Source organism: Micrococcus sp. TA1 (genome assembly GCF_014199555.1).
In the GTDB taxonomy this organism is placed as follows: domain Bacteria; phylum Actinomycetota; class Actinomycetes; order Actinomycetales; family Micrococcaceae; genus Citricoccus.
The window spans coordinates 2,008,889-2,035,708 of sequence record NZ_JACHNW010000001.1; the positions used below are offsets into that span (position 1 = coordinate 2,008,889).

The window sequence follows — 26,820 nt, forward strand, 5'->3', positions numbered from 1 at the left end:
GGGTCCTCACCGCGCGGGCGTGCTCCTGCGGGACTTCCGGACGATGCCGGTGTCCTGCATGTCCTCGAGCTCGCGGCCCTTCGTCTCCGGGACGAAGCGCCAGACGAAGAGGAAGGACAGCACCGCCATCACCGCATAGAGCCCGTAGGCCACGGTCAGCCCGATCTCGGCCAGCCACGGGAACGTGGTGGAGACCGCGAAGTTCGCGGCCCACTGGGCCGCCGCGGCCACGGCGAGCGCCCCGGCGCGAATCCGGTTCGGGAACATCTCCCCCAGCAGGACCCACACCAGGGGCCCCCACGTGGCACCGAAGAAGACCACGAAGGCGTTGGCCGAGATCAGGGCCACCGTGGACCACGGCTGGCCCAGCTCTGCGGCCGTGGTGCCGTCGGCGCCCTGGACGACCTGCGCGAAGGAGAAGGCCACCGCCATCAGGCCCAGTGAGGCCGCCATGCCCAGGGACCCGACGAGCAGCATGGGGCGCCGCCCCACCCGGTCCACCAGCAGGATGGCCACGATCGTCACCAGGATGTTCGTGACCGACGTGATCACCGTGATCGTCAGGGCGTCGGACTCCCCGAAGCCCACGGAGCGCCACAGCGTGGTCGAGTAGTAGAAGATCACGTTGATGCCCACGAACTGCTGGAACACGGACAGGACGATGCCGATCCACACGATCGGCCTCAGGCCCATCGCCGGTCCGCGCAGGTCGCGCAGGGACTCCCGCCGCTCGGACTCCAGAGTGTCCTTGATCTGCTCGATCTTGAGGTTGACCCGTTCGATGCCGGTGAAGTCGTACAGGACCTGGGCCGCACGGTCGAGGTCACCGCGGGCGACCAGGTACCGGGGTGACTCGGGCAGGCGGAACGCGAACGCCCCGTAGAGCACCGCCGGCACGGCCTCGGCCATGAACATCCAGCGCCAGGCCTCCAGTCCCCACCACAGCGTCTCGGCCGCGCCCCCGGCCAGGTTCGCGAAGAGGGCGTCGGACAGCAGTGCCACGAAGATGCCGGTCACGATGGCCAGCTGCTGCAGGGAGCCCAGCCGGCCCCGGACGCCGGCCGGGCTCACCTCGGCGATGTAGGCCGGGGCGATCACCGAGGCGGCGCCCACGCCCAGGCCGCCCACGACCCTCCAGATGATCAGGCTCCACACGTCGAAGGCCAGCCCGGAGCCGAGCGCGGAGACCAGGAACAGCACCGCCGCCAGCAGCATGACCCGGACCCGGCCGAAGCGGTTGGCGACGGGACCGGCGAACCAGGCCCCCAGGGCGCAGCCGATCAGGGCCGAGGACACGACGAAGCCGGTCAGCCCGGGTCCGAGTGCGAAGCCCGACTCGAGGGCGTCGACGGCGCCGTTGATCACCGCGGTGTCGAAGCCGAACAGGAAGCCACCCAGGGCGGCGGCGATACAGATGCCGATCACGCGGATGTTCACGCGGTCGGCGGGATTCTTCGGCGTCATGACTTCCTCCGTGGGGGCGTGACCGGATGCCCCACCCTACTGCCGCTCCATGCCAGGGCGCAGGTCCTGGGACCCGCGAGGCCTGGGACCCGCCAGGCCGGGCCCGGGCCCGCGCTCCGGCCGCCCGCAACACTCTCCCCTTCGGGTCACTCCGACTGTAAGATGGATCTCAGTCAACTTAGGGTCATCCAGACCCTAAGTGGGAGGACGGGAGTCAGGGTGGATCAGCACACAGCCCGGTTGGCGGTGTCCACCGTCATCTTCGCGCTGCGTTCCGAGGCCGGGGACCCCCCGGCCCTGTGGACCCCCTTCGTGCGCCGCACCCGGGAGCCCCACCTGGACCAGTGGGCCCTGCCCGGCGGCTGGCTGCCGGACGCCGAGCCGCTCGAGGACGCCGCCGCCCGGACCCTGGCCGAGACCACCGGACTGCGCCCCAGCTACCTCGAGCAGCTCTACACCTTCGGCGCCCTGGACCGCTCCCCCACCGGCCGCGTCATCTCCGTCGTCTACTGGGCCCTGGTGCGCTCGGACGAGGTGACCGACGCCGCCGTGGGGAACAACGTCCAGTGGTTCCCGGCCGATGACCTCCCCGCCCTGGCCTTCGACCACAACGCGATCGTGGACTACGCCCTGCAGCGGCTGCGCACCAAGGTCGAGTACGCGCGGATCGCGCACACCTTCCTGGGTGAGACCTTCACCCTGGCCCAGCTCCGCTCGGTCCACGAGGCCGTCCGGGGCCAGCCCCTGGACCCGGCGAACTTCCGCCGCTCCATCACCGCCTCGGCGGACATCGTCGAGACCGGCGAGCGCCTGGCGGGCACCCCGCACCGGCCACCCCGGCTCTACCGCTACCGGCAGTTCACCCCGGGCAGCACCGACCCCATCCCCACCGAGCAGACAAGGACCCTCTCGTGACCACCACCGCCGACTCCCCCGCAGTCACTCCGCCGGACCGCTCCGGTTCCGGCCTGTCCCCGCGCGGCGCCTCCGTGCACCGCACACTGGACCTCATCGCCACCGGTTCCACGGGTGGCTCCTCCTGCTCCCCGGACCTGACGGCCGGGCCCTGGACCTTTGACGCCGGCACCCCCGGGTACGGACCGGGCGCCTCGCAGCAGGACGCGATCCCCGCCGGTGCACCCCGGCAGGGCGCGCTCCCGGAGGAGTACCAGCGCGCCTCCGACGAGGAGCTCCACGAGCGGATCCGCGTGGCCAAGGAGACCCTGGGCGAGAGGGTCGTGGTGCTCGGCCACTTCTACCAGCGCGACGAGGTGGTGGCCCACGCGGACTTCGTGGGCGACTCCTTCCAGCTCGCCAAGGCCGCCAGGACCCGCCCGGAGGCCGAGGCCATCGTCTTCTGCGGCGTGCACTTCATGGCCGAGACCGCGGACCTGCTCTCCACCGAGGACCAGGCGGTCATCCTGCCGAACCTCGCCGCGGGCTGCTCGATGGCGGACATGGCCGACCTGGACTCCGTCGCCGACTGCTGGGAGCAGCTCGAGGAGGTGTACGGCACCGCGCCGGACGAGGCGGGCCGCGCTCCGGTCATCCCGGTCACCTACATGAACAGCTCGGCCGCCCTGAAGGGCTTCGTGGGCGAGCACGGAGGGATCGTCTGCACCTCCTCCAACGCCTCCTCCGTCCTGGAGTGGGCCTTCGAGCGCGGCCAGCGGGTGCTGTTCTTCCCGGACCAGCACCTGGGCCGCAACACCGCCAAGGCCATGGGCATCGGCCTGGACCGGATGCCGCTGTGGAACCCGCGCAAGCCGCTGGGCGGCAACACCGAGGAGGAGCTGCAGCAGGCCAAGGTCCTGCTGTGGCACGGCTTCTGCTCGGTGCACAAGCGCTTCACCGTGGACCAGATCGCCCGGGCCCGCGCCGAGCACCCGGACGTCCACGTGGTCGTGCACCCCGAGTGCCCGATGCCGGTGGTCGACGCCGCGGACTCCGCCGGCTCCACGGACTTCATCGTCAAGGCCATCCAGGCCGCCCCGGACGGCTCCACCTTCGCGATCGGCACCGAGATCAACCTCGTCCAGCGCCTGGCCGCGCAGTACCCGCAGCACACCATCTTCTGCCTGGACCCGGTGATCTGCCCCTGCTCCACCATGTACCGCATCCACCCGGGTTACCTCGCCTGGGTGCTCGAGTCGCTGGTCGCCGGTGAGGTGGTCAACCGCATCCAGGTGCCCGCCGACGTCGCGGACCCGGCGCGGGTCGCCCTGGAGCGGATGCTCACCGTCGCCCCCGCCGCCCGTCCGGTCCCGACGCCGGCCGGTCCGGACGCGGGCGGGGCCGCGGCCGGTGCGGACGCCTCACCCGCGGGACCGGCCACGGGGGCGACGCGATGAGCGCCTGGTCCCAGCCGGTCGGGCGAGTCCAGGTCGAGCGGATCGTCGCCGCGGCCCTCGAGGAGGACGCCCCCTGGGGCGACCTCACCTCGGAGGTGCTGGTGCCGGCCTCGGCCACGGGGACCGCGCGACTGGTGGCCCGTGAGCCCGGCGTGCTGAGCGGCACGGCGGCGTTCACGGCCGCCTTCCGGCTCGTGGACCCGGAGCTGTCCGTGAGCACCTGGGTCCAGGACGGGGCGGCGTTCGAGGCCGGCACCGTGCTGGCCGAGGTCAGCGGCCCGGCGCGCGCGATCCTGCGCGGCGAGCGGATCGGCCTGAACTTCGTCCAGCGGATGTCCGGCATCGCCACCGAGACCTCGCGCTACGTGGCCGCGGTGGCGGCCACCCCCGCGCGGATCGTGGACACCCGCAAGACCACCCCGGGCCTGCGCGTCCTGGAGCGCCAGGCGGTGCGCGACGGCGGCGGCCACAATCACCGGCACTCCCTCTCGGACGCGGTGATGGCCAAGGACAACCACCTGGCGTTCCTGGCCGGTGCCGGCGTCAGCCTGACCGAGGCACTGGTGCGGGCCCGGCACCTGCTCCCCCACACGGCCCACCTGGAGGTCGAGGTCGACCGGCTGGACCAGATCCCGGACGTGCTCGCCGCCGGGGTGGACACGATCATGCTGGACAACTTCACCCTGGACGAGTTGCGCGAGGGCGTGGCGATCATCGGCGACCGGGCCATCGTGGAGGCCAGCGGCGGCGTCAGCCTGGACACGGTCGCCGACATCGCCGCCACGGGCGTGGACGTGATCTCCGTGGGGGCGTTGACGCACAGCGTGCGGTCCCTGGACCTCGGGCTGGACGTGGGGACGTGATCTACCTCGACCACGCCGCCACCTCCCCCGTGCGGCGCGAGGCGCTGGAGGCGATGTGGCCGTACCTGACCGGGGACTTCGGCAATCCCTCCAGCCACCACGGCCTGGGCGAGTCCGCCGCGGCCGGGCTCGAGGCCGCCCGGCGGTCCGTGGCCACGGTGCTGGGCGGGCGCGCGGCCGGCGTCGTGTTCACCGGCAGCGGCACCGAGGCGGACAACCTGGCCGTCAAGGGCATCGCCCTGGGTGCGCCGCGCGGCCGGCACCTCATCACCACGCCGCTCGAGCACGAGGCGGTGCTGGCCTCGGTGGACTACCTGGTCCGCGCGCACGGTTTCACCGCCGATCACCTCACCCCGGACGAGCACGGTCTCGTCTCCCCGGCGGAGCTCGCCGGGCTCATCCGTCCGGACACGGCGCTGGTCTCCGTGCAGTACGCCAACAACGAGATCGGCACCGTCCAGCCCATACCCGAACTGGCGGCGGTGGCGCGGGAGCACCGGGTGCCGTTCCACACGGACGCGGTGCAGGCGGCCGGCTGGCTGGACCTGGATGTGGGGCGCCTGGGCGTGGACGCCCTGAGCCTGTCCGGGCACAAGGTCGGGGCCCCCAAGGGGGTCGGCGTCCTGTGGGCCCGCAGCCGGCTGGCCCTGGAACCCGTCGTGCACGGCGGCGGCCAGGAGCGCGGCCGGCGCAGCGGCACCGAGAACGTGGCCGGCGCCGTGGCCCTGGCCACCGCCCTGGCGGCCGCCGAGGCCGAGCGGGCCGGCGTCGGGCCCCGGGTGCGCGCCCTGCGGGACCGGTTCGTCGAGCAGGTGCTGCGCGAGGTGCCCAGCGCGCGGCTGACCGGGCACCCGCAGCGGCGGCTGCCGGGGACGGCGTCGTTCGTGTTCGCCGGCACGCACGGGGAGGCCGTGCTGCTGGAACTGGAACGGCGCGGGGTCGTCTGCTCCTCCGGGTCCGCCTGCGCAGCCGGCTCGGATGAGCCGTCCCACGTGCTCACGGCGCTGGGCGTCCCGGCCGGACTGGCCAGGACCGCGGTGCGGTTCACCTTCGGCCCTGACTCCGCGGAACAGGACGCGGAGCTGGCGGCAAGCGCCGTGCGGGACGCCGTGGTGGCGGTGCAGGGGCTGCAGACCGCGGGCTGACCCGGCCCGCCCGGCCGCTCAGCCGGCCACGCCGGTCCATCCGCAGAAGGCCAGTCCCACGACGATCCCGACGATCGAGCCGAGCACCACCTCGGCTGGCTCGTGCCGGGCCAGGCGCACCCGGGACCAGCTGACGCCGAACCAGAGCGGGACAAGGACGGCGAGCAGTGCCCAGGCCCCGGCGACGGCGGGGACGACCACGGCGGTCAGCGCACCGATGAGGGCGTGGACACTGACCTTGATGCGGGTGTTCAGGGCCATCACGACCAGCAGGGTGCCCACGGCCAGGACCACCGCGGCCCGCATCACGGTGCCGGTGGGCACGAGGAAGGCCAGGGCCGCCCCGAGGAGGATGGACCCGAGGGCCAGGGCGTAGAACAGATGCCGTTGGGTCCGGTGGACGATGAACTTGTCCGTGACCACCTTCCGGTGCGTCATCACGAGGGAGATGGCCTGCGGCACGACGGCGATCGGCACGACCGTGAGCAGCGCGCTGCGCGCCCAGTGGGGATCGGTGTGCACGGCCACCACCACGAGGACCACGGCGACCAGGACGAAGGGGCTCGCCGCCTCCGTCAGGACCGTGGCCAGCCGGTCCAGCCCGCGCGCACCGGCCCTGCCTCCGCGGCCGTCGTGCCTCGTCAGGTCGTGTGTGGTCCCTGTCATCGTGCTCCCTCCCCCGGCCAGTCTAGGAGCCCGAGGGATCGCCGCCGTGCGTGGCACGGGGTCTGGCCGCGGCGGGGCAGCCTCCGTTACGGTGGCCAGCACGACCCCCGGGCGCACCGGCCCGGGCCGAACCCCCGGAGGACACCATGGCCAACAACGTGTACAACGTCACCGAGATCGTCGGGACGTCCCCCGACGGCGTCGACGCAGCGGTCACCAACGCCGTCACGGAGGCGGCGAAGACGTTGCGGAACCTGGACTGGTTCGAGGTCCAGTCCATCCGGGGTCATATCGAGGACGAGCGGATCGCCGACTGGCAGGTGACCATCAAGCTGGGCTTCCGGCACGAGGGCTGAGCCGCGCGGGAGCTCCCCTCACCCGGCATCCTGACGGCCTGGGAGTTCCCCCGCGGGCCGGCGGACCTCGGTCACGGCCCCCTCCTGCAGGCGGGCGGCGGAGCGCCGGTCCAGCCACCGGGGCACGGCGGCACAGTAGTCCTCGTACGCGGCGCCGAACCGCTCGCGCAGCGCCCGCTCCTCCGCGGGGATCTGGGCGCGGTCCATCAGCAGGACGAAGGCCGCCACCGGGACCCACGCCGACCAGCTGCCCCGCCGGATGGCGTGTGCGGCCAGGAGCCCGGCCATGCCGAGATACATCGGGTTCCGGGTGACCACGTTGGGCCCGCTGGTCACCAGGGTGGAGGCCCGCTCCGGTTCCCGGGGGTCGACCGTCGTCCGGTACACCATGAACTGGGCCGACGCCCCGATCATCGTGACGGCGGAGGCGGTCGCGATCGTCTGGGCGGCCGCCCGCCGGAGCGGTCCTGCTGGCGCGCCGGCCGGCAGGATGCGCTGCAGGGCGGCGGCGGACAGTGCCAGGAGGGGCGGGGGGATCCGTGGGTTCTCCATCCAGTGATTGTGCAGGTCACGGCGCGGAGGCACCAGAGGTGAGGCGTGGCACCCCGCCCCGGACCGGTTCTCCAGGTATCAGCTCACCCGGCCGGGGCCGCGTCCGCCGCACCCGGGGCAGCCAGCGTGGCCTCCCGGGAGCGGCGCCGGGACTGCGCCGGCGGGGCCAGGTCGAGCTGCCGGTCCAGCGCGAGGGCCGCGTCGATGAGCGCCAGGTGCGTGAAGGCCTGCGGGAAGTTGCCGATCTGCTCGCCCGTGAGGGCGATCTCCTCGGAGTAGAGGCCCAGGTGGTTGGCGTAGGTCAGCATCTTCTCGAAGGTGATCCTGGCCTTGTCCAGACGACCGGACTCGGCCAGCGCGGCGACGTAGGCGAAGGTGCACAGCGAGAACGTCCCCTCCGTGCCCCGTAGTCCGTCCGGCGAGGCCTCGGGGTCATAGCGGTACACCAGGCTGTCGGTGACCAGCTCACCGTCCATCGCCTTCAGCGTCGAGCTCCACATCGGGTCGGTGGGGCTGATGAACCCGAGTGTCGACATCCTCAGCAGCGAGGCGTCCAGCACGTCGGTCTCGTAGTGCTGGCGGAACGCCTGCCGGGTGGGGCTCCAGCCGCGGTGCATGATCTGGGTGTAGATGGCGTCCCGTTCGGCCCGCCACCGCTCCAGGGGCGCGGGCCGTCCGTTGTCCGTGGCCAGCCGGATGCCGCGGTCAAGGGCCACCCAGTTCATCAGGCGGCCGTAGGTGAAGTCCTGGCGGCCGCCGCGGGTCTCCCAGATGCCCTCCTCCGGCTGGTCCCAGTTCTCGGCGACCCAGTCCAGGAGGTCGCAGATCCGGAGCCAGCCCTGATGGGTGGCCCGGAGACCGTGGCGCGAGGCCACGTAGAAGCTGTCCATCGCCTCACCGTAGATGTCCAGCTGCAGTTGTCCGGCCGCCCCGTTGCCGATGTGCACCGGCCTCGACCCGCGATACCCCTCCCAGTGGTCGAGGACCTCCTCCGTGAGGTCGGTCGATCCGTCGATGCGGTACATGATGTTCAACGGGCCGCTCCCGCCGGGGTGCGCCTGGTCCTCCATCCGTTCCCTCAGCCACCGGGCGAGCGCCGCGGCCTCCTCGGAGAACCCCAGTCCCAGCAGGGAGTAGACGGAGAAGGACGCATCACGCACCCACGTGAAGCGGTAGTCCCAGTTGCGCTCCCCGCCGATCTGCTCCGGCAGGCTGGCGGTCGGTGCCGCGACCAGGCCGCCGCTGGGCGCGTAGGTCATGAGTTTGAGCGTGATGGCGGAGCGGTGCACCATGTCGCGCCACCGCCCCGCGTACGTCGACCCCCCGAGCCACGCCTCCCAGAAGTCCACCGTCTCGTCGAACAGCCGCCAGACCTCGGCCACGCGCACTGACCGGGCGGGGCCGGCCACGCCCGTCTCGATGAACAGGCCCCGCGCCTGGCCGGCGGCCAGGGTGAGCTCGACGTGCACGTCGCCGCCGTCGAGCACCCGCACCCGGCCCAGTCGCTCGTCGTCGGGTTCGCGGACCAGGTGCGCCGTCATCGACGTGCGGGGGCCCTCGAAGACCGCACCGTCCTCCGTGACGCGGGTCTGGTGTGGCTCGCGCCCGTAGTCGAACCGCGGGGCGACCTCGATCTCGAAGTCCATCTGCCCGCGCACGCACCGCACCATGCGGACCAGGCGCCGGCCCGGAGTCGCGGCCGGACCGGCCACCGGCATGAAGTCGACCACCTCCCCCACGCCGGCCTCGGTGATGAACCGGGTGACCAGCACCGCGGTGTCGGGGAAGTACATCTGCTTGCCCGTGAAGACCTCCGCGGTCGGGCGCACCCGGCAGCGGCCACCGTTCGCGGCGTCGAGCAACGCCCCGAAGACGCTGGGCGAGTCGAACCGCGGTGCGCAGAACCAGTCCACCGACCCGTCGGTCGCGACGAGCGCAGCGCTCTGGAGGTCACCGATCAGACCGTGGTTGGCGATGAGCGGGTAGTCGGTCATGGCAGAACCCTTCGTTGGACGACGGGGCCGCACCGCCGGCGGTGCAGACGTGTCGTTCTCAGGGTCGGGCGTCGGGACCGCGGCCGCATCATACGCGGCGGGTGATGTTCCGGGATGCCCGACGGCGGCACGATGGCCACGGGCCCCGGGCGCGGGGACAGGTCTCGACTCGAGTGGGGTGCCAGATGACCGGAAACGGAATGGACGACCGACCATCACGTGCCCAGCGCGGGGCGCTCCTTCCCCTCGCCCTGGCACAGTTCATCTGCAGCTTCGCGGGATCGAACATGAACGTGATGATCACCGACATCAGCGAGGACCTGGACACCACGGTCCAGGGCGTGCAGATCGCGATCACGGTCTTCCTGCTGGTCATGGCGGCCTTCATGATCCCCGGGGGAAAGCTCACCGTCCGGTACGGCCGCAAGCGGTGCTTCATCACCGGCCTCATCGTCTACGGCGTCGGCGCGCTGGTCAGCGCCGTGTCCCCCGGACTGGGTGTGCTCATCCTGGGCAACTCCCTCCTCGAGGGCATCGGCACGGCGCTGCTCATCCCGCCCGTCTACATCCTCGCCACGCTCTACTTCGCCGACCTCACCTCACGGGCACGGGCGTTCGGCACCATCAGCGCGATGGCCGGCGTCGGGGCCGCGGCCGGGCCGCTGATCGGTGGGGCCATCACCAGCTTCATCAGCTGGCGTGCCGCCTTCGTGTTCCAGGCGCTGATCATCGCGGTCATCGTGCTGCTGAGCCGCCGGCTCGTGGATCCCCTGCCGGCCGAACCGGACCGGCCGTTCGACACCGTCGGCGCGGCGACCTCGGCGGCGGGTCTCATCCTCATCGTCGCGGGCATCCTGGCCGCGGACGACAACGCCTGGCTCATGCTCGCCCTGCTCGCGGCCGGCGCCCTCCTGCTGACCCTGTTCTTCACGATGGGGCGGGCCAAGGAACGGGCCGGGAAGGAGCCCCTGCTCTCGAGCGCCATGTTCCGCGACCGGACGGCCAACCTGGGGATGATCACGCAGAACCTCCAGTGGCTGATCCTGATGGGCGTCTCATTCACGGTGGCTGCCTACCTCCAGGTGGTCCGGGGTTACGGTGCGATCGAGTCCGGCGTGATCTTCACGTTCGCCACCCTCGGGATCCTGCTGTCCTCGATCGGTGCCCAGCGCTTCGCGGAGCGGCGGCCACAACGGACCCTGATCATCGCGGGTTTCGCCATCACCGTCGTCGGCATCGGCGTCCTGATCCTGATGGTCGACGTCTCCCCCAGCGCCTGGGCGTTCTCCCCGGGCCTGTTCCTCATCGGTTTCGGTCTCGGCGGCATGCTCACGCCCTCGGTGAACATCGTGCAGTCCGCCTTCGCCGACGAACTCCAGGGGGAGATCTCCGGACTGTCCCGGAGCGTGTCGAACCTGGGCTCCTCGCTCGGCACGGCGATCGCGGGCACGATCCTCGTCGCGGGCCTGTCCACCGGCGCCTACGCCACCGCGATGATCGCACTGGCCGTCGTGGGGCTGCTCGGACTCGGGCTCGCCACGTTCCTGCCGCGCACCCCGGCCCCGACGGGTGCCCGTGCCTAGCGTCACAGCGGTAGGACGGATGTCCAGGAGGATCCTGGTCCCGGCCCCGACCGGTGCCACCGTCCGCGGTGAGGCACACTGGTCGGGTGGATGACCTGCACGTGCCCCCGGGCCCCGGAGCACCCCGTGGCCTCACGGTGTCTGAGGGAGAACTGGTGGAGCAGTTCTCCCGGTCCTCCGGTCCCGGGGGCCAGGGCGTCAACACCGCTGACTCACGCGTGCAGCTCAGCCTCGACCTGCGGACGACGACGGCGCTGAGCGACACCCAGCGTGCCCGCGCCCTCGACCGGCTCGCCGAGCGGCTCACCGGGTCGGTGCTCACCATCACCGCCTCCGAGCACCGCTCGCAACGACGGAACCGCGCCGCCGCGAGGCAGCGCCTCGCCGGACTCCTGCGCGAGGCCGTCGTCCCGCCGGTCCCGCGACGATCGACCCGGCCCACGCGTGGCTCACAGCGTCGGCGGCTGGAGGCGAAGGGCAGGCGGTCCGAGGTCAAGCAGAACCGTCGGCGTCCGCACCACGACTGAGGCCCCGGCGGGGACGGCAGCACCGTGGCGGCCAGCCTCCGGCCGGGCGACGACCGTGCCCCGGTGCTTGCGGCCCTCTGGGGAGCGGGCCGAGAATTGCCCTGGGTCCTGACGACCCACGGAGCGAAGGAGATTCCGATGTCGGACTATGAGCTGAAGAACGTCTCGGCTCCCGACGAGGTCAGGGAGTTCCCGCTGGGCACGGGCGAGATCGTCACCATCGGGGGTGGGCAGGTTGCCCTCATCACCCTGCAGCCCGGCTGGAAGTGGTCGGAGCACGTCAAGCCGGTGGCCGGCACCGATCTCTGCGAGGCGCCGCATTTCCAGTACATGATCTCCGGTCAGGTGCACATCCGGATGGCGGACGGCAGCGAGTTCGACGCCCGCGCCGGTGACGTGGTGGTCGTCCAGCCCAGGCACGACGCCTGGGTCGTCGGGGACGAACCCGCGGTCACGGTCGACTGGGGCGGCGCGCACGTGTGGGGCAAGCCGCAGGGCTGAGGGGCCTCAGCGCCGCCGCTCGGTGACCTGGCCCGCCTCGACGTCCCACCACCGGTCCGTGCGCACAGTCGCGAGCATCCTGCGGTCGTGCGTCACCAGCAGCAGCGCCCCGTCGTAGGACTCGAGGGCCTGCTCCAATTGCTCGATGGCCTCCAGGTCCAGGTGGTTCGTGGGCTCATCGAGGACCAGGAGGTTGACCCCGCGCGCCTGCAGCAGGGCCAGCCCGGCACGCGTGCGCTCCCCCGGGGAGAGTTCGTCCACGGGACGGTTCACGTGGTCCGCCCGGAGCCCGAACTTGGCCAGCAGCGTTCGGACCTCGCCCGTCGCCAGCTCCGGGACGAGCGCCTCGAACGCCCCGGCGAGCGGCCGGGTCCCCGCCAGCAGGGAACGTGCCTGGTCGACCTCCCCGATCTGCACGCTGGTTCCGAGGGTGGCGGACCCCTCGTCCGGCAGGTGCCGGCCGAGAAGTCCCCGGAGCAACGTCGACTTGCCGGCCCCGTTCGGACCCGTGATGCCGATGCGCTCCCCCGCGTTCACCTGGAGGGACACCGGCCCGAGCGTGAACGACCCGTGCCGGAACACCGCCGCGCTGAGCGTCGAGACCACCGAGCTCGATCGCGGTGCCGCGCCGATGCTGAACTCGAGCCGCCACTCCTTGCGCGGCTCCTCCACCTCCTCGAGCCGCGCGATCCGGCTCTCCATCTGCCGCACCTTCTGGGCCTGCTTCTCACTGGACTCGGTCGAGGCCTTGCGCCTGAGCTTGTCGCTGTCCGGCGCCTTGCGCATCGCGTTGCGCACGCCCTGGCTGGACCACTCCCGCTGGGTCCTGGCCCGGACGACGAGGTCGGCCTTCTGCCCGGCGAACTCGTCGTAACGTTCCCTCAGCTGCCGGCGGATCGTCGCCCGTTCCTCCAGGTACGAGTCATAGCCCCCGCCGTACACGCGGTTCGACCCCTGCGCCAGGTCCAGTTCCAGCACCCGTGTCACGCAGCGCGCGAGGAACTCCCGGTCGTGGCTGACCAGCACCACACCGCCGCGCAGGCCGCGGACGAAGTCCTCGAGCCGCTCGAGGCCGTCGAGGTCGAGGTCGTTGGTGGGTTCATCCAGCAACACGATGTCGAAACGCGAGAGGAGCAGCGCCGCCAGTCCCACGCGGGCCGCCTGGCCTCCCGAGAGCGAGGTCATCAGCGCCTCCTCGACCGGGACGCCGTCGAGGTCGAATCCGAGCTCCGCGAGTACGGCCGGAAGCCTCTCGTCGAGATCGGCGGCGCCGCTGGCCAGCCAGCGGTCCAGCGCGGACGCATAGGCGTCGTTCGCGGCCTCGGCGTCCACCGGTTCGGCGAGCGCCTCGGCCGCCGCGTTCATCTCCCGGGTCGCCTGCGCGCATCCGGTCCGCCGGGAGATGTAACCGGCCACGGTCTCACCGGCGACCCGTTCGTGCTCCTGCGGCAGCCAGCCGACGAACGCGTCAGCGGGAGAGAGGGACACCGACCCTGCCTGCGGGGCGTGGACACCGGCGAGCAGCGAGAGCAGCGTCGACTTCCCGGCGCCGTTCGCGCCGACCACCCCGACCACGTCCCCGGGCGCCACCGTCAGGTCCAGCCCGTCGAAGAGGGTGCGGTGGCCGTACCCGCCCGCCAGCCCGGCGGCCACCAGTGTCGCGGTCATCGTTCACTCCTGTCCGAACAGGTCAGAGGACCTTCTTGACGACGCTCGACTTCAACTGGATCCGCCCGAAACCGGGCACCGTGGCGTCGATGTCATGGTCACCCACGCCGTCGGTGATGAGGCGGATTCCGCGCACCTTCGTGCCGACCTTCACGACTCCGCCGCCACCGCCCTTGACCTTGAGGTCCTTCGCGATGGTCACGGTGTCGCCGTCGGCCAGGGGGTTCCCCACCGCATCCCTGATCCCGGCCGGCGTCTGCTCGGGAGCCTCACCGGCGGTGCCGTCGTCGGCAGCCCACTCGTGCCCGCACATGGGGCACACCAGCAGCGGGCCCTGCTCGTAGGCATACGCCTCACCGCACTCGGGGCAGGGCGGGAGCGCGTCAGACATTGAAGCGGAACTCCACCACGTCGCCGTCCTGCATGACGTACTCCTTGCCCTCCATGCGGACCTTGCCGGCGGCCTTGGCCTCGGCCATGGAGCCGGCGGCCACGAGGTCCTCGAAGGACACGATCTCGGCCTTGATGAAGCCGCGCTCGAAGTCGGTGTGGATGACGCCGGCGGCCTTGGGGGCGGTGTCGCCCTTCTTGATGGTCCAGGCGCGGGCCTCCTTGGGCCCGGCGGTCAGGTAGGTCTGCAGCCCCAGGGTGTGGAAGCCGGTGCGGGCCAGCTGGTCCAGCCCGGACTCGTCCTGGCCGTTGAGCTCGAGCATCTCGCGGGCCTCCTCCTCGGAGAGCTCCACGAGGTCGGCCTCGAGCTTGGCGTCCAGGAACACGGCGTCGGCCGGGGCCACGAGGTCGCGCAGTTCCTGCTGCCTCGCCTCATCACCGAGCACGCCCTCGTCGCAGTTGAACACGTAGATGAACGGCTTGGCGGTCAGCAGGCTGACCTCGCGCAGCCACTCGGTCTCGGGCGCGTCCTTGGCCTTGCCCTGCACGGCGGCGTAGATCGTCTCCCCCCGCTCGAGCACGGCCAGGGCGGACTGCAGGGCCTCGAGCTCGGCGGCGTCGCGCTTCTTGCCCTTGACCTCCTTCTCGACGCGCGGGATCGCCTTCTCGACGGTCTGCAGGTCGGCGAGGATCAGCTCGGTGTTGATGGTCTCCATGTCCGAGGCCGGGTTGATCTTCCCGTCCACGTGCACCACGTCCGGGTCGTCGAAGGCGCGCACCACCTGGGCGATTGCCTCGGCCTCGCGGATGTTGGCCAGGAACTGGTTGCCGAGCCCCTCGCCCTCGGAGGCGCCCTTGACGATGCCGGCGATGTCCACGAAGGACACGGTGGCCGGCAGGATCTTCTGCGAACCGAAGATCCCGGCCAGCGTCTCGAGCCGCTCGTCCGGCAGGTTCACCACCCCGACGTTCGGCTCGATCGTGGCGAACGGGTAGTTCGCCGCGAGCACGGTCTGACGGGTCAGGGCATTGAAGAGGGTGGACTTGCCCACGTTGGGCAGGCCGACGATTCCGATAGTAAGAGCCACGGTGGTCCATCCTACCGGCGTGCGGGGCGGCGCCCGGCAGGGCGTCCGGCAGGGCGTCCGGCAGGGGCATCCGGCAGGGGCATGCGGGGCCGCCCGGGGGTGGTTGTCCTTCGCCTCCGGACACCGATAGCGTCGAGGACGTGACTGAGCAGCCAGAGCAGACCCCGTCCCCGTCCACCGACCCCGCCGCCATCCCCGGGGCCGCGGCCCCGCAGGGCCAGCAGGAGGCTCCGGGCACGACGGCGAATCCAGGCCTGGTGCCCGCCGGCACCGCCCTGCCCGAGGGCCAGCCGCAACCGCCCTCCGAGCGCATCTCGCCCCTCGTGTTCCTGGCGATCGAGCAGGCCCTGGAGTTCGCCTCCGAGGGCGCCGACGTGGCGCCGTTCCTGCTCGGCTACGTGGACGAGGAGCAGAAGGGCATGTGGCGGCTGCCCGGGGCGGACGAGGCGCAGATGCGCGAGCAGATCGCCCAGCTGAGCCCGCGCCCGCACCTGGCCGTGTCCGTGTTCGACGCCCGCCTCGAGGTCAACGGCGAACCGCACGACGCCTTCGTGCTGGAGGCCTTCGACGACGAGGAGGACCGCTCGGCCACCGTCATCCAGCTCTACTCCCCCGCGGCCGCCGGGGTCGCCGAGGGCGCCGAGCCGGGACAGGCGGAGCCGATCGGCGCCCCGCAGCTGTACGCCAACGGGGAGAACGTCCTGCGCGCCTGAGTCCGGGCCCCGGGGCCGTCCTCACACGGGCCCCGGGGCCGTCAGAACACCAGCCCGAAGGCCCACACCCCGAGGGTGAGCGTGGTCAGGGTGATCAGGACGACGCCCACGAGGTTCAGGTACAGGCCGCCCTTGATCATCTGCCCGATCGTGACGTACCCGGAGCCGAAGGCGATGGCGTTGGGCGGGGTGGCCACCGGCAGCATGAAGGCGCACGTGGCGGCCAGCGCCACGGGGATGCACAGCAGCAGCGGGTCGACGCCCACGCCGACGGCGACGCCTCCGGCCACCGGCAGGAACGTGGCGGCGGTGGCGGTGTTCGAGGTGATCTCCGTCAGGAACAGGATGGCCACGGCCATCACGGTCACCAGCAGCCACACCGGCAGTCCGCCGAGGCCGGAGACCTGCTCGCCGATCCAGTCGGCCAGGCCGGAGGCGCTGAACTGCGCCGAGAGGGCCAGGCCACCGCCGAACAGCAGCAGCACGCCCCACGGCAGCCTGACCGCGGACTCCCAGTCCAGGAGCCGCACGCCCCGGGCGGCCCCGGCCGGCAGCAGGAACAGCAGCAGTGCGGCGAGCAGGGCGATGCCCGCGTCGCTGATGAGCCCCTCGAAGGCCAGCGGGACGATGATCCAGGACGCCGCCGCCAGGACGAAGACCACCAGGACACGGATCTCCCCGGAGGACATGCGGCCCAGCTTGGACAGCTCGTCCGTGATCAGTTCCCGGCCGCCCGGGATCTCGGTGATCTCTGCCTTGAACAGCACGCGCGTCAGCAGGAACCAGACGATCACCATCATCACCAGGGACAGCGGGACACCCACGAGCATCCACTGCCCGAAGCCGATCTCCACCCCGTGGGCCTGGGCCATGTAGCCGGCCAGCAGCGCGTTGGGCGGCGTGCCGATCAGCGTCCCGAGGGACCCCACGGAGGCCGCGTAGGCGATCCCGAGCATCAGGGCGGTGCCGAAGTTCGAGGCGATCACGGCGTCCTTGACCTCCGCGGACCCCGGGTCCGAGCCCTCCTCCACCGGGTTGGAGGAGTCCTTCGCCACCACCAGGGTCAGGACGGAGACCCCGATGGGGATCATCATCACGGCCGTGGCGGTGTTGGACACCCACATGGACAGGAAGCCCGTGGCGATCATGAACCCGGCCACCACGCCGCCGGGCTTGGTGCCCATCGCCCGGACGGTCACCAGTGCGATGCGGCGGTGCAGGTTCCACCGCTGCATGGCCAGGGCGATGATGAACCCGCCCATGAACAGGAAGATGATGTTGTTCCCGTAGGACGCGCCCACGTCGTCGACGCCGATGTCCTGCCCCAGGGTGGGGAAGGCGATGAGCGGGACCAGGGCGGTGGCCGGGATCGGGATCGCCTCGGTCATCCACCACACGGCCATCAGGACGGCGACGGCCGCGGTGAGGCGTGCGTTGTAGGCCAGATCCTGCGGGAGGGCGAGGAAGACGATCCCGGCCAGCACCAGGCCCGCCGCGAGGCCGATCCACCGCCGCAGGTTCAGGCTCCGCGCCTCCGCCGGCGCCCGCTCACCCGGTGACTTCTGGTCGATCTCCCGGCCGTCGTCGTCCCCGGCAGGAGCCTGCCCGGCCCGGCCGTCCTGCTGCCCCGTCATGTTCGACATGGTGCGATGCCCTCTCCTCGTCCCGGTGTGCTGTCCGGACACACTAACGTGTGATCCGGGCCATGCCGATGGCCCGCCCGGCGCCCGGCAACGGCGCGGCGGGGGTCGGACGAGGGCGCCCGGACGCTCCGGGGGGACGGGTGGACGCGTGCCGATGGAGTCCGGGATCGCGCTCGCCGTCGCCGCCGTCCTGCTGGGCTGCGTGCTGCAGCGCACGAGTGGGATGGGCGTGGGGCTCGTCGTCTCCCCGGCGCTGGTCCTGCTCATCGGGCCGGCCCAGGGCGTGTTGCTCACCAACGCCACCGCGGTCGTCTCGGCGGCGCTGATGACCGTCGCCGTCCGTTCCGACGTCGACTGGAGGCGGTACGCCCGCATCGCCCCCGTCGTCGTCCTCGGCGCGGTGCCCGCGGCGGTGCTGGTCCGCGCGGCGGGGCCGGGCTGGCTGGAGCTGATCATCGGGGCGGTCCTGCTCGTCTCGGTGGGCGGCACGACCCTGCTCCCCCGGCTGCCCGAGGTCCCGGAACGTCCGGCCGGACTGGCCGCGGGCGTCCTGGGCGGCTTCCTCAACACCGCCGTCGGCGTCGCCTCGCCGGCGTTCCTGGCGTACGCCCGGGTGACGTCGTGGGTCCACCGCGGGTTCGCCGCGACGCTGCAGCCGATCTTCCTGACCCTCGGGCTGGTCTCCATCATAGTCAAGGTCCTGCTCGGGTCCGTCCCGGACGCGGACCTGTCCTCCTGGCCCCTCATGCTCGCCGTCATGGCCGCCGTGCCCGTCGGCGTGCTGCTGGGCGGTGTGCTGTCGCGCCGCTTCTCCCCGAGAAGCGCCCGCCGGCTCGCCGTGGGCGTCGTCGTCCTGGGGGCCGCCGGCACGCTGGCGCGCGGCGCCGTCCAGTTGCTGGGGGCCTGAGGCGCCCGGGCGGACCGCCCGCCGGGCGGGCCCCGGTACGCCGTCACGACGGCGATGCTCACCTAACCTGTCCACCGCCTCTGGCACGGTGGGGACATGGAGACTTCTGTGGTGTTGGTGGTGGCGCTCGTCTGCGTGGTGGCCGGGCTGGTGGTGGGCGCCGTGCTCGGCGCCTGGTTCGCGACCCGCCAGGGACGGGACGGGGCACAGGCGTACCGGGAGGAGTCCCAGCACCTGCGCGGAGAGCTCGCCGAGGTCCAGGCGGCGCTCGCCGCGGCGGAGGCCGAGAGCCGGGTGCTCACCGCCGAGCGCACGGCGGACCGGGACCGGGCCGAGGTCGAGTCGAGGGTCCTCACGGCCCTGGCCCCGGTCGGCCAGCGGCTGGAGATCCTGCAGCGGCAGGTCGGCATGCTGGAGCGGGACCGCGTGGAACAGTACGGCCAGCTCTCCGAGCAGCTCAAGACCGCCGCCGAGACGGACACGGCCCTGCTGGTGAACACCAGGTCTCTGGTGGCCACCCTGAAGTCGACGTCGGCCCGCGGGCACTGGGGCGAGGTCCAGCTGCGCCGGGTGGTGGAGGCCGCCGGCATGCTGGCCCACACCGACTTCGCCGAGCAGCAGGTGCTGCGCGGGGACGAGGACCAGGTGCTCCGCCCGGACCTGGTCGTACGGCTGCCCGGGGGCAAGTCGCTGGCCATCGACGCCAAGGCCCCGCTCGCCGCGGTCCTGGAGGCCGAGGAGCTGGCCGGTGACCCGTCGGCGGAGGCCGCCGGACGGCGCCGGGACCTGCAGCGGTCCCACGCCCGGGCCGTGCGGGCCCACGTGGACGCCCTGTCCGCCAAGGAGTACTGGCAGGGACTGGAGCACTCCCCCGAACTGGTGGTGTGCTTCCTGCCCGCGGAGTCCTTCCTGGCCTCCGCCCTTGAGGCCGATCCGGCGCTGCTGGACCACGCGTTCTCGCGCAACGTCGCCCTGGTGGCACCGGTGTCCCTGCTCGCGGCGCTGAAGTCCGTGGCCTACGCCTGGCGGCAGGAGACCCTGACCGAGAACGCCCGGTCCCTGTTCGAGGCCTCCCGGCAGCTGTACCAGCGCCTCGGCACCCTGGGCGGGCACGTGTCCAAGCTCGGCGGCTCGCTGCGCTCCGCGGTGGAGAAGTACAACGCGATGGTCGGCACGCTGGAGTCCCGGGTGCTGCCCTCCGCCCGCCGCATCGGTGACCTGGACCCCACCCTGGGCGAGGGGTTGGCGCCGCTGAAGCCGGTCGAGGCCACGCCCCGGGTGCTCTCGGCGGCCGAGCTGCTGGACGAGGACTTCCTGGCGGGCAACGCCTCCGGATCCGGCGTGGACACGGGTGCCGCCAGCGGATACGGCGCTGTGAGGGACATCACCACCGCGACGGGGACGCGGCCGGAATAGTCCGGCGTGAGGGCTGGTTGACATGATCGAGTCGTTGAAATTTCAACGACGCGATCCATCGCCTCGACCGTCTGGAAGGACATCCCATGCGCATCGGCTACATCGTCGGCTCCCTGGCCCAGAACTCCATCAACCGCCGCCTGGCCAGGGCCCTGAGCACCCTGGCCCCGGAGGGCGTGGAGTTCTTCGAGATCGGCATCGGCGACCTTCCGCTGTACTCCTGGGACTTCGACGCCGACTACCCGGCCGCGGCCCTGGACTTCAAGGAGACCGTCTCCGGTGCCGACGCCATCCTGTTCGTCACCCCGGAGTACTCCCGCTCCATCCCGGCCGCGCTGAAGAACGCCATCGAGTGGGGCGCCCGTCCGTGGGGCCAGGCCGTGTGGGGCGGCGTGCCCGCCGCCGTCATCGGCACCTCCCCCGGTGGCACCGGGACCGCGATGGCCCAGCAGCACCTGCGCAACATCCTGGCCCACCTGGACATGAAGACCATGGGTCAGCCGGAGTCCTTCATCCAGGCCCGCGAGGGTGCCATCGCCGACTCCGGTGAGATCCAGGACGAGACCCTCCTGCCGGTCCTGCAGGGCTTCGTCGACGCGCTGGTCGCCCACGTGGACGCCAACGCGCGCGTCTCCGCCTGATCCCAGACACCGTCTCACCCGGGACCCCTCACCCAGGGCGCTCCCGTCCCCCGAACCCCCGGCCGCTCCCCCCGCGCCGGGGGTTCGGCGTTTCGGCCCGCTGACGTGGGTGAAGACGGCCGCCGGGCGGCGATGCCGTAGACTGGTCACAGCCAACCGGGCTGGAGCCTTCCTCCCCGGTGCCGGCCAGCACCGCGATGAGTGGCTCCTGTCATGCCGCTCCGCCCGTGCCAGGGCCGGGTCTTTCTTCCACCCGGACGGATCTCAACTTCGTGACTTCTCTTCAGCATGCCGCCGTGACCGGCGGTACCTCCACCGTGCCCTCCTCCTCGGACGCCGCCGCCGGCGGTTTCACCGAGCTGGGCCTGCCCGCCGGCCTGGCCGCCGCGCTGGCCCCGCAGGGCATCACCACCCCCACCCCCATCCAGGCGGCCACGCTGCCGGACTCCCTCACCGGCCGGGACGTGCTCGGCCGCGGCCGGACCGGTTCCGGCAAGTCCTACGCGTTCCTGCTGCCGCTGGCGGCCCGCCTCGACGGCGGCCGCCCGGCGCAGGCCCGCCGCCCGCGGTCCCTCGTGCTGGCCCCCACCCGCGAGCTGGCCCTCCAGCTCGCGGAGTCCTTCGAGCCCCTCGGCGCGCACACCGGCCTGTCCTCGCTGACCATCTTCGGTGGCGTCGGCCAGAACCCGCAGGTCAAGGCGCTGCAGCGCGGCGTCGACGTCCTGGTGGCCTGCCCCGGCCGTCTGCTGGACCTGATGGGACAGGGCCACGTGGACCTGTCCGGCGTCGAGGTCCTCATCATCGACGAGGCGGACCACATGGCGGACATGGGCTTCCTGCCGATGGTCCGCAAGATCCTGGACAAGGTCCCCGCACCGGCCCAGAAGATGCTGTTCTCCGCCACCCTGGACGACGGGGTGGGCGTGCTGGTCAAGAAGTACCTCAAGAACCCGGTGGTCCACGAGGCCGACTCCGCGGTCTCCCCCGTGGCCCGGATGGACCACCACGTGGTGGCCGTGGACGGGGATGCCAAGCTGTCCACCCTGGCCAACCTCTGCGCCGCCCCGGGCCGGACCATCGTGTTCACCCGCACCAAGTACGGCGCCAAGAAGGCCGCCAAGCAGCTGCGCCAGCGCGGCGTCTCCGCCCTGGAACTGCACGGCAACCTCTCCCAGAACGCCCGTACCCGCAACCTGGACGCCTTCCACAATGGCACCGCGGGAACGCTGGTCGCCACGGACATCGCCGCCCGCGGCATCCACGTGGACGACGTGGCCCTGGTGATCCACTCCGATCCGCCCACGGAGCACAAGGCCTACCTGCACCGCTCGGGCCGCACCGCGCGCGCCGGGCAGGCCGGCACCGTGATCACCCTGGCCGGACATGACCAGCGCAACGAGGTCCGCTCCCTGATGCGGGCCGCGAAGATCACCCCCACCGTGCACGCCGACGGCGCCTCCGAGCCCCTGCTGGACCAGCTGGCCCCCGGCCCACGGACCTTCCTGGAGCAGGCCGAGCTGGAGAAGCTGCTCGCCGTGTCCACCCCCACCGCCCAGGCCGGGCAGGGCCAGCAGGGCGGCGGTCGCGGTCAGTCCGCCGGCCAGCGTTCCGGTGGCTCCCGGGGTGGCCGTGGTCGCGGCGGCCAGGGTGGCCGCACTGCCGGGAACGACGCCGGCCGCACCCGCGGCGGCCAGGCGTCCGGCCAGCGTGCGGGCCAGCCGGGCACCGAGTCCCCGGCCTCGGGCCGCTCCGGCCAGGGCCAGGCCCGTCGGGACGGCTCCGGCCAGCACCAGTCCGGTCAGGGCTCCCGCGGCACCGGCCGTCCCGGCAACCGCCGCGCGGGGTCCTCGGCCGGCGCGCCGTCGTCGGGCGGGCGGGTCTACACCTCCGAGTCCGGTCGCGGCGGCCACTACGCCGAGGGCGCCGGCTCCCGGGACGGCTCGGGCGAGCGCGCCGGTGGCCGCAGCCGCGGCAACCGCAGCCGCCGCCGGTCCTCGGGCGCCGCGCGCGGCTGACCGGCACCACCGCGTCCGGCTCCGCCTGACCGGCGGGCCTCCCCCGTCCCCGGGGACGGTGGACAGGTGACGAAGGCCCCGGTTCCGTTCGGAACCGGGGCCTTCGTCATGGGCGGGTGGTGCCGTGCCCGCGCGGCGGTCAGCCCACGGCGCCGGCGATCGCGAAGATCGTCCAGGCGATGGCGAAGCCCATGAGGCCGATCAGGGTCTCGAGCACGGTCCAGGTCTTCAGGGTGGTCTTCACGTCCATGTCGAAGAATCGTCCGACCAGCCAGAAACCGGAGTCGTTGACGTGCGAGGCCACCACGGAGCCGGCCCCGACGGCGAGCACCATGGCGGCCAGCTGGACGGGGTTGTAGTCGGCGGCGGCCACACCGGCGCTGACGAGTCCGGCCGCGGTGGTCAGGGCCACGGTGGCCGAGCCCTGGGCGATGCGCAGGATGGCCGCGATGAGGAAGCCGGCCAGGATCAGCGGCACCCCGAGGTCCGCCAGGGAGTCCTCCAGGGCGTTGCCGATGCCGGAGGCCCGCAGCACGGAACCGAACATGCCGCCGGCGCCGGTGACCAGGATGACGGAGCACACCGGCCCGAGCGCACCCTCGAGCGTCCTCTCGATGACGGCCTTGTCGGTGCCCCGGGCACGCCCCAGGACGACCATGGCCACGATGAGGGTGATCAGCAGGGCCACCGGGGTCTCGCCCAGGACCCGTAACACCTGGAACCAGGTGGCCTCGCTGGTCCCCTCGGGCAGGACGCCGCTGCGGTGGAGCGTGTCGAGGCCGGTGTTGAGGAAGATCAGGATCATCGGCAGCAGCAGCACCATGACCACGGTGGAGAACCGCGGCGGGTTCTGCTCGTGGGCCTCATCGGCGTGGCCGAGGATGTCCGGCACCGGGAGCACCCAGCGCCGGCCGGCCCAGCGCCCGAAGAGGTAGCTGGTCAGGTACCAGGTGGGCAGGGCCACCACCAGGCCGAAGACCATCACCAGGCCCACGTTCGCCTCGAAGAAGGTCGCGGCCGAGACCGGTCCGGGGTGCGGCGGGAGGTAGACGTGCATCACCGAGAAGGCACCGGCCACGGGCAGTCCGTAGGTCAGTACCGACCCGCCCAGGCGGCGTGCCACGGCGAAGACGACGGGCAGCATCACGACCAGGCCGGCGTCGAAGAAGATGGGGAAGCCGAACAGCAGGGAGGCGACGCCCAGGGCGAAGGGGGCGCGCCTCTCCCCGAACCAGCCGATCAGCGTGTCCGCGAGGACCTTGGCGCCGCCGGACATCTCGACCAGCCTGCCGAGCATGGCGCCCAGGCCCACGAGGAGGGCGACCGTGGCCAGGGTGCTGCCGAAGCCCGCGGTCGCGGTGGAGACCACCAGGGACGGTGGGATGCCCGCCGCGAAGGCCGTGAGGAGGCTGACGAGGACGAGCGCGGGGAACGCGTGCATCCGCAGGTACATGATGAGGAACAGCAGCAGGATGATCGCCGCGGCGGCGATCCCCAGCAGTGGGCCGGCCCCCAGCGTGGGGGTCCAGTCGTCGATGGTCATGGGTGGGGGCCTTCGGATCGTCGAATGCAGCACGGACGGTCCCGGGGTGTGGGGACGTCTGCGCACGGGGGTTTACGCTCGTCGGCGACAGGCCCTCGGGACGGTCCGCTCAGAGACGTTCGACCAGGTCCAGGGCCCGTTGGACGAGCTCGTCCACCGTACCGGAGTTCTCCAGGACCATGCCGTCCTCGTCCTCGCCGAGGGCCTCGAGGGTCGCGAGCTGACTGGGCACCAGGGACGCGGGCATGAAGTGGCCCGGGCGGTGCATCATCCGCTCGGTGATGACGGCGGGGTCGGAGATGACGTGCAGGAAGACGACCCGGCCGGACGCCTGCCGCAACAGGTCACGGTAGGCGCGCTTCAGGGCCGAGCAGGTCACGATCGTCCCGCCGGAGCCGGACTGGGAGTCCATCCAGTCCCGGAGGGTGTCCAGCCAGGGCCAGCGGTCCTCGTCGGTCAGGGGGATGCCGGCGGCCATCTTCTCGATGTTCGCCGGCGGGTGGAAGCGGTCCGCCTCCGCGTAGGGCCGGCCCAGGCGGGTGGCGAGCCCCTCGGCGAGGGTGGTCTTGCCCGAGCCGGAGATCCCCATCAGGACCAGGTGGACGGCCGCCGGGGCGCTGTCCGGCATCAGCCCTTGGGGGTGCGGTTGCGGCCGCCCAGGGAGCGGTCGGTGTCCCCGACCTTCTTCATCTCGGCGCGCAGTTCCTTCGGCAGCGAGAAGATGATGTCCTCCTCGGCCGTGACGACCTCCTCCACGGCCCCGTAGCCGTACTCGGCCAGCAGCCGCAGCACGTCCTGCACGAGGACCTCGGGCACGGAGGCGCCGGAGGACAGGCCCACCGTGGCCGCGCCCTCGAACCAGGACTCGTCCACCTGGTGGGCGAAGTCCACGCGCTCGGCGCGCTGCGCGCCGTACTCCAGGGCGACCTCCTTGAGGCGGACCGAGTTCGACGAGTTCGCCGAGCCCACGATGATCATCAGGTCGCACTGCGGGGAGATCTTCTTGATCGCGGCCTGGCGGTTCGAGGTGGCGTAGCAGATGTCGTCCGAGGGCGGATCCTGCAGGTTGGGGAACCGCTCGCGCAGGATGGACACGATCTCCAGCGTCTCGTCCACGGAGAGCGTGGTCTGGGACAGCCAGATCAGGTTGTCCGGGTCCTCGACCTGGACCGTCCGGGCCTCGTCGGGGTTGTTGATGACGGTGGTGTGCTCGGGCGCCTCGCCGTAGGTCCCCTCGACCTCCTCGTGGCCCTCGTGGCCGATGAGGAGGATGCGCCGGTCCTGCCGTGCGAAGCGCACGGCCTCACGGTGGACCTTGGTGACCAGCGGGCAGGTGGCGTCGATCGTCCTGAGGCCCCGGTCCGCGGCCTCGTTGACCACGGCCGGGGACACGCCGTGCGCGGAGAACACGGTCAGCGAGCCCTCGGGCACCTCGTCCAGTTCCTCCACGAAGACCACGCCCTGCTGCTCCAGGGTCTCCACCACGTGGCGGTTGTGGACGATCTCCTTGCGCACGTACACGGGCGCCCCGTGGTGCTCGAGCGCCTTCTCCACGGCCACCACGGCGCGGTCCACGCCCGCGCAGTACCCGCGCGGCGCGGCCAGCAGGACCTTCTTGTCACCGTCCACGACGGCGGCGGCCTCCACGTCCTCGCGGGTGCGGCGGGCGCGGGGCACGTGGGGCATCCCGACGGCGACGGGGGCAGCGCTGGCGGATGCGGTCGGCATCGCGGCAGGCATGGACGAGACAGAGGGGACGGCAGACATATGGGCCATTCTACCGAGCGGGCACCCCCTGGCCACCGGGGGTGATGGACGCCTCAGCGCCGCCGGCCGGCCCGTCCCCGGGAGAACAGTCCGGCGAGCACGCCCAGGGCCGCCACGAGGGCGCCGCCGGCCATCAGCAGGACCGTGTCCGGCACGGCGTACTGGCGGACACCCTCGGTGAGGGACTCGGCGGCGATGCGCGCCAGGCCGGTCACACCGGTCACCTCCAGCCGGCCCAGTGCCCACCAGCCGATGACCCCGGACAGCACCGCGGTCCCACCGGCGGCGACCAGCACTGCCCAGCGCCGCCCGCGCGGCGCGGTCAGCAGGGCCAGCAGGCCCGCGGCGACGGCCCCGCCGGCCAGCCAGGGCCACTGCGGCAGCAGGGACACGGCCTGGGCGAGCCGCTGGCCGCTGACCTCCGCCGGATCCGGGACGTTGAGGTCGACCACCAGGGGTGAGGCCCCGGCGTCGTCCCCGGTGACCGGGTCCTGCAGGTCCGCGAGCGCCTGTTCGGCACCCTCCCGGACGGCCCGGCCGACGGACTCCCCGCCGGGGAACATCTCGACGGACTCGGACAACCGGTCCACGCCGAGGTCGGCCAGCGGGGCCAGGTGCAGGTGCACGGTGGCATCGGCGGGCCCGGCCGTCCCGGCCTCGACCGCCTCGAGCCGTTCCACCCAGTCCACGCGGGTCTGCTCCAGCGTCTGCGACCAGGCGTTGGGGAAGCGGTCGTCATGCACGAGGCCGTCCGCCGCGCCTTCCGCCAGGTCCATCAGTCCCTCCCGGAGGAGGGGCGGGAGCTGCGCCGGCAGGTTCTCCCGCACCAGGGAGGTCACCTGGCCGGGCAGTGCGGCGCGCAGCCCAGGGTCCTCGGACAGGGGCCCGGCGATCCGCTGGAGGGGTCCGGGGGTGTGGACCAGGGCCTCGAGGCGGGCCCCGGCCAGGGCCAGGGACGCGAGCAGTCCGGCGAGCACGGCCAGGACGAGGGAGAGCACCGTGCGCATCGCGGCTCCGTTCACCGGTG

General features: G+C 72.3%; 25 protein-coding genes. 13 read left to right on the forward strand and 12 right to left on the reverse strand.

Translation table 11 applies throughout. The features are described from left to right. Positions 1-6: 6 nt before the first annotated feature. The gene (locus GGQ69_RS08710; protein WP_183527228.1) at positions 7-1,464 is read right to left on the reverse strand and encodes a sugar porter family MFS transporter; all 1,458 of its coding nucleotides are present in this window, start codon (positions 1,462-1,464) and stop codon (positions 7-9) included. A 219-nt stretch (positions 1,465-1,683) separates the two neighbouring features. On the opposite strand from GGQ69_RS08710, the gene GGQ69_RS08715 reads away from it, so the two are divergent. The 4 genes from GGQ69_RS08715 (at position 1,684) to GGQ69_RS08730 (ending at position 5,823) form a co-directional block, all read left to right on the forward strand. Next, a complete protein-coding gene (locus GGQ69_RS08715; protein WP_183527230.1) occupies positions 1,684-2,379 on the forward strand; it encodes an NUDIX domain-containing protein in 696 nt (231 codons plus the stop codon). Positions 2,380-2,453: 74 nt separating this feature from the next. Continuing rightward, a complete protein-coding gene (gene nadA, locus GGQ69_RS08720; RefSeq protein WP_370577167.1) occupies positions 2,454-3,815 on the forward strand; it encodes a quinolinate synthase NadA in 1,362 nt (453 codons plus the stop codon). Further along, on the forward strand, positions 3,812-4,678 hold the full coding sequence (gene nadC / locus GGQ69_RS08725) for a carboxylating nicotinate-nucleotide diphosphorylase (RefSeq protein ID WP_010144385.1): 867 nt from the start codon (positions 3,812-3,814) through the stop codon (positions 4,676-4,678). Before nadA ends, nadC begins: the two co-directional genes overlap by 4 nt. After that, the gene (locus GGQ69_RS08730) at positions 4,675-5,823 is read left to right on the forward strand and encodes a cysteine desulfurase family protein (protein ID WP_183527234.1); all 1,149 of its coding nucleotides are present in this window, start codon (positions 4,675-4,677) and stop codon (positions 5,821-5,823) included. Before nadC ends, GGQ69_RS08730 begins: the two co-directional genes overlap by 4 nt. Positions 5,824-5,841: 18 nt before the next feature. Here the strand turns inward: GGQ69_RS08730 and GGQ69_RS08735 are convergent, their stop codons facing one another. Then, a complete protein-coding gene (locus GGQ69_RS08735; protein WP_183527236.1) occupies positions 5,842-6,489 on the reverse strand; it encodes a hypothetical protein in 648 nt (215 codons plus the stop codon). A 146-nt stretch (positions 6,490-6,635) separates the two neighbouring features. Between GGQ69_RS08735 and GGQ69_RS08740 the strand changes: the two genes are divergently transcribed. Continuing rightward, on the forward strand, positions 6,636-6,845 hold the full coding sequence (locus GGQ69_RS08740) for a dodecin (RefSeq protein ID WP_183527238.1): 210 nt from the start codon (positions 6,636-6,638) through the stop codon (positions 6,843-6,845). A gap of 18 nt (positions 6,846-6,863) precedes the next feature. On the opposite strand, the gene GGQ69_RS08745 is transcribed toward GGQ69_RS08740, so the two are convergent. After that, positions 6,864-7,397, reverse strand: coding sequence for an isoprenylcysteine carboxylmethyltransferase family protein (locus GGQ69_RS08745; RefSeq protein WP_183527240.1), 534 nt, complete (start codon positions 7,395-7,397; stop codon positions 6,864-6,866). 83 nt (positions 7,398-7,480) lie between these two features. Continuing rightward, on the reverse strand, positions 7,481-9,391 hold the full coding sequence (locus tag GGQ69_RS08750) for a glycoside hydrolase family 15 protein (protein WP_183527242.1): 1,911 nt from the start codon (positions 9,389-9,391) through the stop codon (positions 7,481-7,483). 185 nt (positions 9,392-9,576) lie between these two features. Here GGQ69_RS08750 and GGQ69_RS08755 point away from each other — a divergent pair, with 185 nt between their 5' ends. The 3 genes from GGQ69_RS08755 to GGQ69_RS08765 all read left to right on the forward strand — a co-directional run bounded on the left by GGQ69_RS08755 (position 9,577) and on the right by GGQ69_RS08765 (position 12,002). Beyond that, positions 9,577-10,974, forward strand: coding sequence for an MFS transporter (locus GGQ69_RS08755; RefSeq protein ID WP_183527244.1), 1,398 nt, complete (start codon positions 9,577-9,579; stop codon positions 10,972-10,974). Positions 10,975-11,060: 86 nt separating this feature from the next. Then, entirely contained in the window at positions 11,061-11,501 is a 441-nt protein-coding gene (gene arfB / locus GGQ69_RS08760) for an alternative ribosome rescue aminoacyl-tRNA hydrolase ArfB (protein WP_183527246.1), read from the forward strand. Between the two features lie 138 nt (positions 11,502-11,639). After that, positions 11,640-12,002 (forward strand): cupin domain-containing protein, encoded by a 363-nt coding sequence (locus GGQ69_RS08765; protein WP_183527248.1) that lies wholly within the window; start codon positions 11,640-11,642, stop codon positions 12,000-12,002. Between the two features lie 6 nt (positions 12,003-12,008). Here GGQ69_RS08765 and GGQ69_RS08770 read toward each other — a convergent pair whose 3' ends face one another. The 3 genes from GGQ69_RS08770 to ychF are packed head-to-tail and all read right to left on the reverse strand — an operon-like array spanning position 12,009 to position 15,148. Then, positions 12,009-13,670 (reverse strand): ABC-F family ATP-binding cassette domain-containing protein, encoded by a 1,662-nt coding sequence (locus tag GGQ69_RS08770; protein ID WP_183527250.1) that lies wholly within the window; start codon positions 13,668-13,670, stop codon positions 12,009-12,011. A gap of 22 nt (positions 13,671-13,692) precedes the next feature. Beyond that, positions 13,693-14,061, reverse strand: coding sequence for a zinc ribbon domain-containing protein YjdM (locus GGQ69_RS08775; protein WP_183527252.1), 369 nt, complete (start codon positions 14,059-14,061; stop codon positions 13,693-13,695). Continuing rightward, positions 14,054-15,148 (reverse strand): redox-regulated ATPase YchF, encoded by a 1,095-nt coding sequence (gene ychF / locus GGQ69_RS08780; RefSeq protein WP_183527254.1) that lies wholly within the window; start codon positions 15,146-15,148, stop codon positions 14,054-14,056. The genes GGQ69_RS08775 and ychF overlap by 8 nt, the downstream gene beginning before the upstream one ends. A 140-nt stretch (positions 15,149-15,288) precedes the next feature. Here ychF and GGQ69_RS08785 point away from each other — a divergent pair, with 140 nt between their 5' ends. After that, positions 15,289-15,861 carry a hypothetical protein gene (locus tag GGQ69_RS08785; RefSeq protein WP_183527256.1) on the forward strand — a complete coding sequence of 191 codons (573 nt, stop codon included), beginning with the start codon at positions 15,289-15,291 and terminating at the stop codon, positions 15,859-15,861. A gap of 41 nt (positions 15,862-15,902) precedes the next feature. Here the strand turns inward: GGQ69_RS08785 and GGQ69_RS08790 are convergent, their stop codons facing one another. Next, entirely contained in the window at positions 15,903-17,504 is a 1,602-nt protein-coding gene (locus GGQ69_RS08790) for a DASS family sodium-coupled anion symporter (protein ID WP_370577137.1), read from the reverse strand. Positions 17,505-17,658: 154 nt separating this feature from the next. Between GGQ69_RS08790 and GGQ69_RS08795 the strand changes: the two genes are divergently transcribed. The 4 genes from GGQ69_RS08795 (at position 17,659) to GGQ69_RS08810 (ending at position 22,483) form a co-directional block, all read left to right on the forward strand. Continuing rightward, a complete protein-coding gene (locus GGQ69_RS08795) occupies positions 17,659-18,411 on the forward strand; it encodes a sulfite exporter TauE/SafE family protein (protein ID WP_183527266.1) in 753 nt (250 codons plus the stop codon). Between the two features lie 96 nt (positions 18,412-18,507). Next, positions 18,508-19,827, forward strand: a complete 1,320-nt coding sequence (locus GGQ69_RS08800; RefSeq protein ID WP_221243372.1) for a DNA recombination protein RmuC — start codon at positions 18,508-18,510, stop codon at positions 19,825-19,827. Between the two features lie 86 nt (positions 19,828-19,913). Continuing rightward, positions 19,914-20,468 (forward strand): NADPH-dependent FMN reductase, encoded by a 555-nt coding sequence (locus tag GGQ69_RS08805; protein WP_183527268.1) that lies wholly within the window; start codon positions 19,914-19,916, stop codon positions 20,466-20,468. A gap of 296 nt (positions 20,469-20,764) precedes the next feature. After that, positions 20,765-22,483, forward strand: a complete 1,719-nt coding sequence (locus tag GGQ69_RS08810) for a DEAD/DEAH box helicase (protein WP_370577138.1) — start codon at positions 20,765-20,767, stop codon at positions 22,481-22,483. Positions 22,484-22,622: 139 nt separating this feature from the next. Here the strand turns inward: GGQ69_RS08810 and GGQ69_RS08815 are convergent, their stop codons facing one another. The 4 genes from GGQ69_RS08815 to GGQ69_RS08830 form a co-directional block, all read right to left on the reverse strand. Further along, a complete protein-coding gene (locus GGQ69_RS08815) occupies positions 22,623-24,026 on the reverse strand; it encodes a GntP family permease (RefSeq protein WP_183527269.1) in 1,404 nt (467 codons plus the stop codon). Between the two features lie 109 nt (positions 24,027-24,135). Then, a complete protein-coding gene (locus tag GGQ69_RS08820; protein ID WP_183527271.1) occupies positions 24,136-24,654 on the reverse strand; it encodes a gluconokinase in 519 nt (172 codons plus the stop codon). Beyond that, positions 24,654-25,754 (reverse strand): 4-hydroxy-3-methylbut-2-enyl diphosphate reductase, encoded by a 1,101-nt coding sequence (locus tag GGQ69_RS08825; protein WP_183527273.1) that lies wholly within the window; start codon positions 25,752-25,754, stop codon positions 24,654-24,656. Before GGQ69_RS08825 ends, GGQ69_RS08820 begins: the two co-directional genes overlap by 1 nt. Before the next feature lie 92 nt (positions 25,755-25,846). Then, positions 25,847-26,800: a hypothetical protein gene (locus GGQ69_RS08830; RefSeq protein ID WP_183527275.1), complete on the reverse strand. Its 954-nt coding sequence runs from the start codon at positions 26,798-26,800 to the stop codon at positions 25,847-25,849. Positions 26,801-26,820 lie beyond the last annotated feature (20 nt).